This is a genomic window from Pseudomonas khavaziana (assembly GCF_019145205.1).
Classification (GTDB): Bacteria; Pseudomonadota; Gammaproteobacteria; order Pseudomonadales; family Pseudomonadaceae; genus Aquipseudomonas; species Aquipseudomonas khavaziana.
Genome location: NZ_JAHSTT010000003.1, coordinates 476029 through 488993 on the forward strand (window position 1 = coordinate 476029; position 12965 = coordinate 488993).

At 59.9% G+C, this 12965-nt stretch carries 11 protein-coding genes and 1 pseudogene; 11 read left to right on the forward strand and 1 reads right to left on the reverse strand.

From position 1 onward, the window contains the following. Positions 1 to 156 precede the first annotated feature (156 nt). The 7 genes from rnr to dnaB all read left to right on the forward strand — a co-directional run bounded on the left by rnr (position 157) and on the right by dnaB (position 7432). Entirely contained in the window at positions 157 to 2790 is a 2634-nt protein-coding gene (rnr, locus tag KVH01_RS10155; RefSeq protein ID WP_043047866.1) for a ribonuclease R, read from the forward strand. After that, positions 2787 to 3542 carry a 23S rRNA (guanosine(2251)-2'-O)-methyltransferase RlmB gene (gene rlmB, locus KVH01_RS10160; protein ID WP_021493242.1) on the forward strand — a complete coding sequence of 252 codons (756 nt, stop codon included), beginning with the start codon at positions 2787 to 2789 and terminating at the stop codon, positions 3540 to 3542. The genes rnr and rlmB overlap by 4 nt, the downstream gene beginning before the upstream one ends. A 310-nt stretch (positions 3543 to 3852) precedes the next feature. Beyond that, positions 3853 to 4269 carry a 30S ribosomal protein S6 gene (gene rpsF / locus KVH01_RS10165; RefSeq protein WP_005784250.1) on the forward strand — a complete coding sequence of 139 codons (417 nt, stop codon included), beginning with the start codon at positions 3853 to 3855 and terminating at the stop codon, positions 4267 to 4269. Positions 4270 to 4297: 28 nt separating this feature from the next. Then, entirely contained in the window at positions 4298 to 4528 is a 231-nt protein-coding gene (rpsR, locus tag KVH01_RS10170) for a 30S ribosomal protein S18 (RefSeq protein WP_002551829.1), read from the forward strand. Between the two features lie 36 nt (positions 4529 to 4564). Continuing rightward, entirely contained in the window at positions 4565 to 5458 is an 894-nt protein-coding gene (locus KVH01_RS10175) for a YybS family protein (protein ID WP_043047864.1), read from the forward strand. Between the two features lie 18 nt (positions 5459 to 5476). Continuing rightward, the gene (gene rplI, locus KVH01_RS10180) at positions 5477 to 5923 is read left to right on the forward strand and encodes a 50S ribosomal protein L9 (RefSeq protein WP_003171376.1); all 447 of its coding nucleotides are present in this window, start codon (positions 5477 to 5479) and stop codon (positions 5921 to 5923) included. Positions 5924 to 6034: 111 nt separating this feature from the next. Beyond that, positions 6035 to 7432 (forward strand): replicative DNA helicase, encoded by a 1398-nt coding sequence (gene dnaB, locus KVH01_RS10185; RefSeq protein WP_003188079.1) that lies wholly within the window; start codon positions 6035 to 6037, stop codon positions 7430 to 7432. A 36-nt stretch (positions 7433 to 7468) separates the two neighbouring features. Here the strand turns inward: dnaB and KVH01_RS10190 are convergent, their stop codons facing one another. Beyond that, complete coding sequence (locus KVH01_RS10190; protein ID WP_217881329.1) at positions 7469 to 8524, reverse strand: dermonecrotic toxin domain-containing protein; 1056 nt, start codon at positions 8522 to 8524, stop codon at positions 7469 to 7471. A 213-nt stretch (positions 8525 to 8737) separates the two neighbouring features. Between KVH01_RS10190 and KVH01_RS10195 the strand changes: the two genes are divergently transcribed. The 4 genes and pseudogenes from KVH01_RS10195 (at position 8738) to KVH01_RS30815 (ending at position 12860) form a co-directional block, all read left to right on the forward strand. Then, positions 8738 to 11041: a YgiQ family radical SAM protein gene (locus tag KVH01_RS10195; RefSeq protein WP_043047861.1), complete on the forward strand. Its 2304-nt coding sequence runs from the start codon at positions 8738 to 8740 to the stop codon at positions 11039 to 11041. Positions 11042 to 11252: 211 nt separating this feature from the next. Then, the gene (locus tag KVH01_RS10200) at positions 11253 to 12173 is read left to right on the forward strand and encodes an NAD synthetase (protein ID WP_217881330.1); all 921 of its coding nucleotides are present in this window, start codon (positions 11253 to 11255) and stop codon (positions 12171 to 12173) included. Next, on the forward strand, positions 12170 to 12628 hold the full coding sequence (locus KVH01_RS10205) for a hypothetical protein (RefSeq protein WP_217881331.1): 459 nt from the start codon (positions 12170 to 12172) through the stop codon (positions 12626 to 12628). The genes KVH01_RS10200 and KVH01_RS10205 overlap by 4 nt, the downstream gene beginning before the upstream one ends. A gap of 50 nt (positions 12629 to 12678) precedes the next feature. Continuing rightward, positions 12679 to 12860: pseudogene (locus KVH01_RS30815) on the forward strand (hypothetical protein). Positions 12861 to 12965 lie beyond the last annotated feature (105 nt).

Sequence of the window (12965 nt, forward strand, 5' to 3'; positions counted from 1 at the left end):
GCCATCAAAAAAGCCTGGAAAATTTCGCCAATGGTCGTGCAAGGTGCGCGCCGGGGGTCGCAAAAGGCTTTTAAACGCTTGTTGATACCTGAAATTTCCCGTTTCAATACGCGTATGCCAAACTAACCCACATATAGACAAGGTGAAAACTCTCTAATGGCCGATTGGCAGTCCCTCGATCCCGAGGCCGCTCGTGAAGCGGAAAAATATGAAAACCCTATTCCTAGCCGCGAACTGATCCTGGCGCACCTCGCCGATCGTGGTTCGCCTGCTAGCCGCGAGCAGTTGGTCGAAGAATTCGGTCTGACCACCGAAGACCAGCTCGAAGCCCTGCGCCGCCGCCTGCGCGCCATGGAGCGCGACGCGCAACTGATCTACACCCGCCGCGGCACCTACGCACCGGTAGACAAGCTCGACCTGATCCTGGGCCGCATCGCCGGCCACCGTGACGGCTTTGGCTTCCTGATCCCGGACGACGGCAGCGACGACCTGTTCATGAGCCCTGCGCAAATGCGCCTGGTGTTCGATGGCGACCGTGCCCTGGCGCGCGTTTCCGGCCTCGACCGTCGCGGTCGCCGTGAAGGCGTGATCGTCGAAGTGGTGTCCCGTGCCCACGAGTCCATCGTCGGCCGTTACTTCGAAGAAGGCGGCATCGGCTTTGTGGTGCCGGATAACCCGAAGGTCCAGCAGGAAGTGCTGATCACGCCGGGCCGCAATGGCGCCGCCAAGGTGGGCCAGTTCGTCGAGGTGAAGATCACCCATTGGCCGACTGCGCGCTTCCAGCCCCAGGGCGATATCGTTGAAGTGGTCGGCAACTACATGGCGCCGGGCATGGAAATCGACGTTGCGCTGCGCACCTACGATATTCCTCACGTCTGGCCTGAGGCGGTACTCAAGGAAGCCGCCAAGCTCAAGCCGGAAGTCGAAGACAAAGACAAAGAAAAACGCATCGACCTGCGTCATCTGCCGTTCGTCACCATCGACGGCGAAGATGCCCGCGACTTCGACGATGCGGTCTACTGCGAAGCCAAGCCCGGCAAACTGCGCCTGTTCTCCGGCGGCTGGAAGCTGTTCGTCGCGATTGCCGACGTGTCCAGCTACGTGAAGATCGGTTCGGCCCTGGATAACGAAGCCCAGGTGCGCGGCAACTCCGTGTACTTCCCTGAGCGCGTAATCCCGATGCTGCCTGAGCAGCTGTCCAACGGCCTGTGCTCCCTGAACCCGAAAGTCGACCGCTTGGCCATGGTGTGCGAGATGACCATCTCGAAAACCGGCGAGATGACCGACTACCAGTTCTACGAAGCGGTGATCCACTCCCAGGCACGCCTGACCTACAACAAGGTCAGCACCATCCTGGAAACACCGAAGACCAGCGAAGCCAAGGCCCTGCGCAGCGAATACGCTGGCGTGGTTCCACACCTCAAGCAGCTCTACGCGCTGTACAAGGTGTTGCTGGGTGCCCGTCATACCCGTGGCGCGATCGATTTTGAAACCCAGGAAACCCGGATTGTCTTCGGTTCCGAGCGCAAGATCGCCGCTATCACGCCGACCACCCGTAATGACGCACACAAGCTGATCGAGGAATGCATGCTGGCGGCCAACGTGGCCACCGCCGAATTCCTGAAGAAGCACGAAATTCCAGCGTTGTACCGGGTGCACGACGGCCCGCCGCCGGAGCGCCTGGAAAAGCTGCGCGCGTTCCTCGGTGAGCTTGGCCTGTCCCTGCACAAAGGCAAGGACGGCCCGACGCCGAAGGATTACCAGGCCCTGCTGGCCAGCATCAAGGACCGTCCGGATTACCACGTGATCCAGACCGTGATGCTGCGCTCGCTGAGCCAGGCGGTATACAGCGCCGACAACCAGGGCCACTTCGGCTTGAATTACGAGGCGTATACCCACTTCACCTCGCCGATTCGTCGCTACCCGGATTTGCTCACGCACCGGGCGATCCGCAGCGTGATCCACTCCAAGCAGAACACCCCGCACGTCAAGCGCGCCGGTGCCATGACCATTCCGAAGGCACGGATCTATCCGTACGACGAGGCGGCCCTGGAACAGCTGGGCGAGCAGTGCTCCATGAGCGAGCGCCGCGCCGACGAAGCCACCCGTGACGTAGTGAACTGGCTCAAGTGCGAGTTCATGAAGGATCGCGTGGGCGAGACGTTCCCGGGTGTGATCACCGCCGTGACCGGCTTTGGCCTGTTCGTCGAGCTGACCGACATCTACGTCGAGGGCCTGGTGCACGTCACCGCCTTGCCGGGTGACTACTACCACTTCGACCCTGTGCATCACCGCCTGGCGGGCGAGCGCACCGGGCGCAGCTTCCGCCTGGGCGATACCGTGGAAGTGCAGGTCATGCGCGTCGACCTCGACGAGCGCAAGATCGACTTCGGCATGCCTGACAAGCCCGCAGAACCGGCTGGCCGTAAAAAGCGTGGCAGTGAAACCGCAGCCCCGGCGACCAAGGGCAAAGGGGCACCTGCGAAAGCGGCAGTCGCCGAGCCTGCACCGGCCAAGTCCGGTCGTCGCTCTTCTGCCAAGGACAAGGCCCCTGAAGCCTACCGCCCAAGTGATGCCGCGGCGAAAAACGCCGAGCTGCGCAAGAGCCGCGAGTTGAAGCAGCAGTTGCTCAACGAAGCCAAAAGCGGTGGTAAAGCGGCGTCTGGGGGAAAGTCCCAAGGGGCGGAAAAGCCGTCGAGCAAGCCGAGTAAACACCGTAAAGGCCCGCCGAAAGCGGGTTCGGCCCCCGCTAAAAGCAGCGGGTCGCGCAAACCTAAGGCCAAGTCATGAGTCTGGAAAAAATCTACGGCGTGCACGCCGTAGAAGCACTGCTGCGTCACCATCCCAAGCGCGTCAAGCAGGTGTGGTTGGCCGAAGGCCGCAGCGAGCCGCGTGTACAGGCGCTGGTCGAACTGGCCACGCAAAACAAGGTGGCCATCGGCCAGGCCGAGCGTCGTGAAATGGACGTCTGGGTCGAAGGCGTGCACCAGGGCGTGGTGGCGGACGTCAGCCCGAGCCAGGTCTGGGGCGAAGCGATGCTCGACGAGCTGCTCGACCGTACCGAAGGTGCGCCGCTCCTGCTGGTGCTGGACGGCGTGACCGACCCGCACAACCTCGGCGCCTGCCTGCGTTCGGCGGACGCCGCCGGCGCGCTGGCGGTGATCGTCCCCAAGGACAAGTCAGCGACCCTGACACCCGTAGTGCGTAAAGTCGCCTGCGGTGCGGCGGAAGTGATTCCATTGGTGGCCGTGACCAACCTGGCGCGCACCCTGGAGAAACTCCAGCAGCGTGGCTTGTGGGTCGTGGGTACGGCAGGCGAGGCCGAGGTCAGCATCTATGATCAGGACCTCACCGGCCCGACCATCCTGATCATGGGCGCCGAAGGCAAAGGCATGCGTCGCCTGACCCGTGAGCATTGCGATTACCTGGTGCACTTGCCGATGGCCGGTAGTGTCAGCAGTCTGAACGTGTCGGTTGCAACGGGTGTATGTCTGTTTGAGGCCCAGCGTCAGCGCGGTGCCAAGGTCAAGGCCAAGAAGTAATCCCGAGCCTGGCACAGAACCAAAATGTGGGAGGGGGCTTGCTCCCGATTGCGGTGTATCAGTCAGCTAATGTTTGGCTGACACACTGCTATCGGGAGCAAGCCCCCTCCCACATTGGTTTCTGGTGTCAGTAAGCATTGTTCAAATAATCACCAATCACCTTGCGCCGCTTCTCCCCCTTCTCTACAATTGCGCCCCTTGCCTTCCTGGCAGGCACGCATGTGCCTCCCCTGCGGCAAGATCCATAAGTGTCATTCACTCCTTGTCTGACCGTTTTTGAGCGGCAGGCTACAACCCGTAAGGAGCATTCATGCGTCATTACGAAATCATCTTTTTGGTCCACCCGGATCAAAGCGAGCAAGTCGGCGGCATGGTTGAGCGTTACACCAAGCTGATCGAAGAAGACGGCGGCAAAATCCACCGTCTGGAAGATTGGGGCCGTCGTCAACTGGCCTACGCAATCAACAATGTTCACAAGGCTCACTACGTGATGCTGAACGTTGAGTGCACTGGCAAGGCCCTGGCCGAGCTGGAAGACAACTTCCGCTACAACGATGCAGTGATCCGTAACCTGGTCATCCGTCGCGAAGAAGCCGTTACCGGCCAATCCGAGATGCTCAAGGCTGAAGAAAACCGCAGTGAGCGCCGTGAGCGTCGCGACCGTCCTGAAGAAGGCGCTGATGATAGCGCTGATGACAGTGACAACAGCGATAACGCTGACGAGTAATCCACGGACCTTTTAAGGAGCCTATCAAATGGCACGTTTCTTCCGTCGTCGTAAATTCTGCCGTTTCACCGCTGAAGACGTGAAAGAGATCGATTACAAAGATCTCAACACTCTGAAAGCCTACGTATCCGAGACCGGCAAAATCGTTCCAAGCCGTATCACCGGTACCAAAGCACGTTATCAGCGTCAGCTGGCCACCGCTATCAAGCGCGCCCGCTTCCTGGCCCTGCTGGCCTACACCGACAGCCACGGCCGCTGAGACCGGGCAGTCGACAAGTAGTAAGGGATTGAATGCATGCGCGCCTTAGCTGAGTTCATCATGCGCGGTCGCGTGCAGGCCACTCTGGTAGTGGCTGGCTGTGCGGCATTGCCGTTGCTTTATTGGTTGGGTGCTGCCGCTGGTTGCCTTGTGCTGCTGCGGCGCGGTTTGAAGGACGCCCTTGGCGTTCTTGCCCTGGGTTTGTTGCCGGCCTTGATCTGGTGGCTGCAAATGGGTGATCCACGGGTACTTCTGGTACTGCTGGGGTCATCGAGCCTTGCGTTGGTTCTGCGCGCAAGTGAGTCCTGGGTCCGTACGCTGCTGGTCAGCGTGGCATTGGGGTTGGTGTACTCAGTGATGCTTGGCGCGGCTTTCCGCCCGCAAATCGAGGCGCTGTCGCAGGAGATCGTCAAGATCCTGCCGTTGGCCCTCGGGGATCTCTACCAGCAGTTGTCGGTAGATGAGCGAGCGCGGTTTGCGTCACTGATTGCCCCGGTCCTGACCGGCCTGATTGCGGCATTGTTGCAGGTCGTCAGCGTGCTGAGCCTGATTCTTGGGCGTTACTGGCAGGCGTTGTTGTACAACCCGGGTGGTTTTGGTCGCGAGTTTCGCAGTATCAGAATCCCGGCGGGGCCGGCGATGTTGCTGCTGGCGTGCATGGTTGTCGGGCCGAACTTCGGCCCACAGATGGCCTTGCTGGCGCCGATTTGCAGCGTACCGCTGGTGTTTGCCGGGCTGGCCCTGATCCATGGGCTGGTTGCGCGCAAGCGCCTGGCCAGGTTTTGGCTGGTGGGGTTGTACGTCACGCTGTTGCTGTTCATGCAGCTGATCTATCCGTTACTCGTGGTCTTGGCCATTGTCGACGGCCTGATTGATTTTCGCGGTCGTCTGGCGTCGAAAGACGCCGATAACGCGAACGGTGAAGGTTAAAAGTTAGAGGATTTTCACATGCAACTGATCCTTCTGGAAAAAGTCGCCAACCTGGGCAACCTGGGCGACAAAGTGAACGTTAAGGCCGGCTACGGTCGTAACTACCTGCTGCCATACGGCAAAGCCACCGCTGCAACCGCTGCCAACCTGGCTGCGTTTGAAGAGCGTCGCGCTGAGCTGGAAAAAGCCGCAGCAGACAAAAAAGCTTCGGCCGAAACTCGCGCTGCCCAACTGGCTGAGCTGGAAGTGACTATCACTGCCACCGCCGGTGACGAAGGCAAGCTGTTCGGTTCGATCGGCACCCACGACATCGCTGATGCACTGACCGCCTCCGGCGTTGAAGTGCAGAAGAGCGAAGTTCGTCTGCCGAACGGCACCATCCGCAACGTAGGCGAATTCGACGTAGCCGTGCACCTGCACGCCGAAGTTGAAGCCACCGTACGCGTTGTCGTGGTAGCAGCTTAAGCCGCACCTAACTGACTGGCACCTCGCGTGCCAGGCGGTTAACATCGGGCACGATCCTGTTTACAGGTCGTGCCTTTTGTTTTTCTACACACCCTTAAATTCCAAGTGGCCATGAACGAAATCTCCGCTCCTGAGCAATACGATCTGCAAACCGCTGCCCTGAAGGTGCCGCCGCATTCCATCGAGGCCGAACAGGCCGTGCTCGGTGGTTTGATGCTGGACAACAACGCCTGGGAACGCGTGCTGGATCAAGTCTCGGACGGTGACTTCTATCGCCATGACCACCGCCTGATCTTCCGCGCCATCGCCAAGCTGGCTGACCAGAACTCACCGATCGACGTGGTGACCCTGGCCGAGCAGTTGGACAAGGAAGGCCAGACCTCCCAGGTCGGTGGCCTGGGCTACCTCGGTGAGTTGGCGAAAAACACGCCGTCCGTCGCCAACATCAAGGCCTATGCGCAGATCGTCCGCGAGCGCGCCACCTTGCGCCAGTTGATCGGCATCAGCACCGAGATCGCCGACAGTGCCTTCAACCCCGAAGGCCGTACCGCCGCCGAGATCCTCGACGAAGCCGAGCGCCAGATCTTCCAGATCGCCGAAGCGCGGCCCAAGACCGGTGGCCCGGTCAGCGTCAACGACCTGCTGACCAAGGCCATCGACCGTATCGACACCTTGTTCAACACCGATGCGGCCATCACCGGTATTTCCACCGGCTACACCGACCTCGACGAAAAGACCAGCGGCCTTCAGCCGTCCGACTTGATCATCGTCGCCGGTCGTCCATCCATGGGTAAGACCACCTTTGCGATGAACCTGGTGGAAAACGCCGTACTGCGCAGCGACAAGGCGGTGCTGGTGTATTCCCTTGAGATGCCAGGCGAATCGCTGATCATGCGTATGCTCTCGTCCCTGGGGCGTATCGACCAGACCAAAGTGCGTTCCGGCCAACTGGAAGACGACGACTGGCCGCGCCTGACCTCGGCGGTCAACCTGCTCAACGACCGCAAGCTGTTCATCGATGACACCGCCGGTATCAGCCCGTCCGAAATGCGTGCGCGTACCCGTCGCCTGGTGCGTGAGCACGGCGACATCGCACTGATCATGATCGACTACTTGCAGCTGATGCAGATCCCGGGTTCCAGCGGTGACAACCGTACCAACGAGATCTCTGAAATCTCCCGGTCCCTGAAAGCCCTGGCCAAGGAATTCAACTGCCCGGTGGTGGCCCTGTCCCAGCTCAACCGTTCCCTGGAACAACGGCCCAACAAGCGCCCGGTGAACTCCGACTTGCGTGAATCCGGAGCGATCGAGCAGGATGCCGACGTCATCATGTTTGTGTACCGCGACGAGGTGTACCACCCCGAGACCGAGCACAAGGGCATCGCCGAGATCATCATCGGCAAGCAGCGGAACGGCCCCATCGGCTTTATCCGCCTGGCGTTCATCGGTAAGTACACGCGCTTCGAAAACCTGGCGCCGGGCAGCTACAACTTCGACGACGACGAATAGCCAAGCGTCAATCGGCCTTGCTGAACAGCTGCTTGATCATCTTTTCGTCGTAACCGTAGTCCCAGCGCAACTCCGTGCCGGCCTCATGGGTTTGGCCAGGCTGGCCGGTATCAGTTTGCCGGTAGCCCCGACGGAGAACCAGTCTCTCCAGGCGGGTCGTACCTCGAGCAGGGTATCGCGATGATGCAAGGGCACCAGGCGCTTGAAAAACGCCAGGTAGCCGGGTGTGTTGCTCAGTCGGTCCGCCAACTGCTGGTTCAAGTCTTCCTCGGACGAGTGCAAGCGCAAGGGGGCCGCTGGATCCTCCGGCACGTAGAGCAACTGTTGCGGGTTGTCGCTGCCCCATTCGAACACCAGCACGTTGGGCAGCACGACCGTGTCGAGGGTAAGGTGGCTGCAGCGCAACTGTGGGTGGCTGCCGTCGCGCGCCAGTGCAAGCAACTGATCATAGCGTTCTTGAACCAGCACATTGTTCAGTCGCGCCAAATGCAGCGACACCGCGAGGCTGTGCTTTTCTTTTTCGACAAACAGCACGCGCACGTGCGAGGTCATGGTCAGGGTATGGGTGGTGCCCAGTACCTGTTCAACGTGATACTGGTAATACCGGCCGATATCCAGATCGCGGCACAGTTTGGCCATTTGCTGCGGTGTCACGGGGCTGAGCTGGCGGCCACCTCCGGCCTGGGTGTAGATGCCCGAGCCGGCCTCGATACCCTTGCCTTCGGCTTCGTCCGCTTCGAAGTTTTGTAGCGCTACCTCCAACAGGCTCTGCTCCGTAGTGCCTGCGGCCGTCTTGACCAGGCCCAGCAAGTGTTGGTGCTTCCATTTGCGCACCAGGAGCGCGGACTCATCGATCCGCTGGCCGGGAAACTTGCGTTGCAGGGCTTGCCTGAGCATGGGCCGCGCATACGCTTCCGGGCTTTTGAGGCTGTGCAGATAGGCCTTGAGATCATGCCTGGCCTTATTGCTCTTGCGCAGGCTTTCACGCAACGCTTTGCGCAACTCCTTGGGCGCAAGCGTCAGCCAGGCCGGCAGTTGGGTGCGAATAAAGGCTGCGTGAGTCGAAAACGCAGGCGTGGGGTTGCTGGTCATCAGGGGCTCCAAATGGATAGTCATTTGGGGCCAGCCTATCCAGGGTTTTCGTCGCTGAAGGTTATCTACTTGTTACCCGCACGCCCGTAAAAGCTGGGCGCCCGGCGCGGAGGGAGACGGCCAGGATTAAAGCCGACCATTGCCGTCGGAATTGGTCAAAATTTGTGCTATATTCCGCGCCCGCGATTTTTCATCTCAACACCGGTCACCGTCATGCAAACAGCCAAGCCGTTATTTGACTATCCCAAGTACTGGGCCGAATGTTTCGGTCCTGCGCCATTCCTGCCGATGAGCAGGGAGGAGATGGATCAGCTTGGCTGGGATTCGTGCGACATCATCATCGTCACCGGTGATGCCTACGTTGACCATCCATCGTTCGGCATGGCGATCATCGGCCGGCTGCTGGAGGCCCAGGGCTTCCGCGTCGGGATCATTGCCCAGCCGAATTGGCAGTCCAAAGACGATTTCATGAAGCTCGGCGAGCCGAACCTGTTCTTCGGTGTCGCGGCCGGCAACATGGACTCGATGATCAACCGCTACACCGCCGACAAGAAAATCCGTTCCGACGACGCCTACACCCCAGGCGGCATGGCCGGCAAACGCCCGGACCGCGCCAGCCTGGTGTACAGCCAGCGTTGCAAGGAAGCCTACAAGAACGTGCCGATCGTGCTGGGCGGCATCGAAGCCTCCCTGCGCCGCATCGCCCACTACGACTACTGGCAGGACCGTGTGCGCAACTCGATCCTGATCGACGCCACCGCCGATATCCTGCTGTACGGCAACGCCGAGCGCGCCATCGTCGAAGTCGCCCAGCGCCTGTCGTGGGGCCACAAGATCGAAGACATCACCGATGTGCGCGGCACCGCGTTCATTCGCCGTGACACGCCGGCAGGCTGGTACGAAGTGGACTCCACGCGTATCGACCGCCCGGGCAAGGTCGACAAGATCATCAACCCCTATGTGAACACCCAGGACACCCAAGCCTGCGCCATCGAGCAGGAAAAGGGGCCGGTGGACGATCCGGAGGAAGCCAAGGTCGTGCAGATCCTGGCCAGCCCGCGCATGACCCGCGACAAGACCGTTATCCGCCTGCCCTCGGTGGAAAAAGTTCGCGGCGACGCGGTGCTCTACGCCCACGCCAACCGCGTGCTGCACCTGGAAACCAACCCAGGTAACGCCCGCGCCCTGGTGCAGAAGCACGGTGAAGTGGACGTGTGGTTCAACCCGCCACCCATCCCGATGACCACCGAAGAGATGGACTACGTGTTCGGCATGCCTTACGCCCGCGTACCGCACCCGGCGTACGGCAAGGAGAAAATCCCGGCCTACGACATGATCCGCTTTTCGGTGAACATCATGCGTGGCTGCTTCGGCGGCTGCACCTTCTGCTCGATCACCGAGCACGAAGGCCGCATCATCCAGAACCGTTCCGAAGAGTCGATCATCCGCGAGATCGAAGAGATCCGCGACAAGGTCCCGGGTTTCACCGGTGTGATTTCCGACCTCGGTGGTCCGACTGCGAACATGTACCGCATCGCCTGCAAGAGTCCGGAAATCGAATCCGCGTGCCGCAAGCCATCCTGCGTGTTCCCTGGCATCTGCCCGAACCTGAACACCGACCACTCGTCGTTGATCCAGCTGTATCGCAGTGCCCGAGCGTTGCCGGGCGTGAAGAAGATCCTGATCGCTTCCGGCCTGCGCTATGACCTGGCCGTCGAGTCGCCAGAATATGTCAAAGAGCTGGTGACCCACCACGTGGGGGGCTACTTGAAGATCGCCCCGGAACACACCGAGGAAGGTCCGCTCAACCAGATGATGAAGCCGGGCATTGGCAGCTATGACAAGTTCAAGCGCATGTTCGAGAAGTACACCAAGGAAGCGGGCAAGGAGCAGTACCTGATCCCGTACTTCATCGCCGCCCACCCGGGCACCACCGATGAAGACATGATGAACCTGGCCCTGTGGCTCAAGGGCAACGGCTTCCGTGCCGACCAGGTGCAGGCGTTCTACCCCTCGCCAATGGCTACCGCCACGGCGATGTACCACTCGGGCAAGAACCCGCTGCGCAAGGTCACCTACAAGAGCGACGCGGTGACTATCGTCAAGAGCGAAGAGCAGCGCCGTCTGCACAAGGCGTTCCTGCGCTACCACGACCCGAAGGGCTGGCCGATGCTGCGTGAAGCGCTGACCCGCATGGGCCGTGCCGACCTGATCGGGCCTGGGAAAGACCAACTGATCCCGCTGCACCAGCCGTCCACCGACAGCTACCAGAGCGCCCGGCGCAAGAACTCGACGCCGGCCGGCAGCCACAAGGTCGCCAAGGAAACCACGACCAAAATCCTCACCCAGCACACCGGCCTGCCACCCCGTGGCAGCGACGGCAGCAACCCGTGGGACAAGCGTGAGCAAGCCAAGGCAGCGGCCCAGGCGCGTAACAAGCAAGCGGCGAAGGAACGCACCGATGCGGCCAAGGGCAAAGGCGGCAAGCCTGCGCGCAAACCGGTGGTGCCGCGTTGATCGCTGCCTGAACCTACAAAACGCCAGCCTCGTGCTGGCGTTTTGCTTTCTGGTCGGTGGTGAGTCTGTTTGGTAAGGTGGCGCCCATTAGATCGCTATCGGGAGCAAGCCCCCTCCCACACTTTAATGTGTGAATACATTCAAAATGTGGGAGGGGGCTTGCTCCCGATAGCGTCAGTCCAGTCTCCACCCTTTCAAGGAAGAACACCCCATGGGCAACCCCCTGGCCGGCATCGGCATGGACTCCAACCGCTCCCAGTTCATGGCGCGCCAGCGCATCGAAAGCCAGATCAACCTGCCGCGGCTGTTTGCGGCCATTGACGCCGATCCAGGTATCGTTGGCGCAGGCGTCGTATACATCGACGCCGACTTCAACGTCATTACCCTGCGCGAATTCAAGCCCATCTGCAGCATCAAGCCCAAGCGCATCATTTTGCGCGAGGCGCAGAAATACATTGCGCCGACGCAGTTTGCTCAACATGTCGTGAGCAATCCTCGAGAATCGCGACTGATTGGCGAAGCCGTGAATACCGGAGTCTCCTGTTTTGGGGCTGTCATCAGTTGGGCTGCGATCGCCAGTGGAACAATTCTGGTGCCTTTCAGTGCCGGCGCCAGTTCCGTCATCGTTGTGGTGGGGTATGCGGCTGCCGGCGCAAGTTCGCTTCAGTGTTTCAACGGCATTGCCCGGACAGCGCTGGAGGTCGCCAAGCCTGAGGTAAAGGATTGGCTCGACAGTGAGGGCTGGTACCAGAATGCTTCCATTGTGCTGGACGCAGTATCACTGGTAGGCGTGAGCGCTTCGGCCCTGACGACGGTCAAGCTGGTCAGGGCCGCCAAAGCATCGACGGGCAAGAGTCTGCGTGACGTGCTTCGCGGGTTGAATCGCCAGGAAAGAGCCAAGCTCACGAAAGAGCTACTCAGCATCAACCATCCCAGCTTGACTGCGAAGATGCTCAAATTGAAGCAGGCGTCGGGTGAACTCACCAAGCGTTTCACCCCTACGCAGCTCAAGCACAGCACCACTACCCAGATCAAAGACGTCCTGGGCGCAAGCATAGGGTTTGGCGGGAGTGCGTACTCCGGAAACGTCAATACCATAGCGATAGGGTTGTACGAGGAAATAAACGAATGAACGAGTTAATGACGCTACGCGACTTTTTCAGGCAATACTTTCTGACGTTTATGGGCGGCGTATTTGCTGCGTGTTTTTCTTTGGCGTTGGCTGTGGCGCTGGCGTTCGTCACCTATTTTCGTGATGCGCCGATGGCTCAAGTGGGGCTCAAGATCATGTCTGTCGGGGCGCTGCTCATTCTGTTGACGGTCCATAGTAACTTTATGATTTTGCGGGGCAGACCCTCCTGGGTGTGGGTAATGGTCGGTATCTACGTCGCCTGTCTACTGTTTGTCGTTCCGATGGTTCAATTCCGGCCTCACAAAGTTCTTTATGGGTTGGCGCTGTTATTCCCATTGCTCGGATTATTGACACTTAATAGCAAGGTTCAACGAGAGATGCGCACGAAACTCGTGGAAATCCGTCGCATTCGGCAGTCTGTCAAATCAACCGTCAGATCAAGTAGTCGCATGTAAAGGAGCCTCCTTCGATAAACAGATTCCTGGCGCGCTATTTCCCCGTATTCATGGGGACGATTTTCATGGCGATCTTCTCCGGCTCAGCCGCAGTTTCCATGGCAGGCGTGACCTATTTGCGCTGTTGGGGTTACTGCTGCTCAACAGCAAACGCCACCGCGAAATGCGCAAAAAACTGTCCGAGATACGCCATCTGCGCCAAACCGCAATCGCAAAGCGCAAAGCCCGTTGATTGGGTAGATTCACCATCCATCCTCACACTGACGCCACAAATGTGTGCGGCTCTTGCACTGTGGTACGTACGTTGGCGCCGTTTTGGTGCTGTACTGCACCGGGT

Excerpts from the sequence above, each read along its gene's own strand:
- rnr (WP_043047866.1), top strand. The coding sequence starts at position 157 with ATGGCCGATTGGCAGTCCCTCGATCCCGAGGCCGCTCGTGAAGCGGAA.
- rlmB (WP_021493242.1), top strand. The coding sequence starts at position 2,787 with ATGAGTCTGGAAAAAATCTACGGCGTGCACGCCGTAGAAGCACTGCTG.
- rpsF (WP_005784250.1), top strand. The coding sequence starts at position 3,853 with ATGCGTCATTACGAAATCATCTTTTTGGTCCACCCGGATCAAAGCGAG.
- rpsR (WP_002551829.1), top strand. The coding sequence starts at position 4,298 with ATGGCACGTTTCTTCCGTCGTCGTAAATTCTGCCGTTTCACCGCTGAA.
- KVH01_RS10175 (WP_043047864.1), top strand. The coding sequence starts at position 4,565 with ATGCGCGCCTTAGCTGAGTTCATCATGCGCGGTCGCGTGCAGGCCACT.
- rplI (WP_003171376.1), top strand. The coding sequence starts at position 5,477 with ATGCAACTGATCCTTCTGGAAAAAGTCGCCAACCTGGGCAACCTGGGC.
- dnaB (WP_003188079.1), top strand. The coding sequence starts at position 6,035 with ATGAACGAAATCTCCGCTCCTGAGCAATACGATCTGCAAACCGCTGCC.
- KVH01_RS10190 (WP_217881329.1), bottom strand. The coding sequence starts at position 8,524 with ATGACCAGCAACCCCACGCCTGCGTTTTCGACTCACGCAGCCTTTATT.
- KVH01_RS10195 (WP_043047861.1), top strand. The coding sequence starts at position 8,738 with ATGCAAACAGCCAAGCCGTTATTTGACTATCCCAAGTACTGGGCCGAA.
- KVH01_RS10200 (WP_217881330.1), top strand. The coding sequence starts at position 11,253 with ATGGGCAACCCCCTGGCCGGCATCGGCATGGACTCCAACCGCTCCCAG.
- KVH01_RS10205 (WP_217881331.1), top strand. The coding sequence starts at position 12,170 with ATGAACGAGTTAATGACGCTACGCGACTTTTTCAGGCAATACTTTCTG.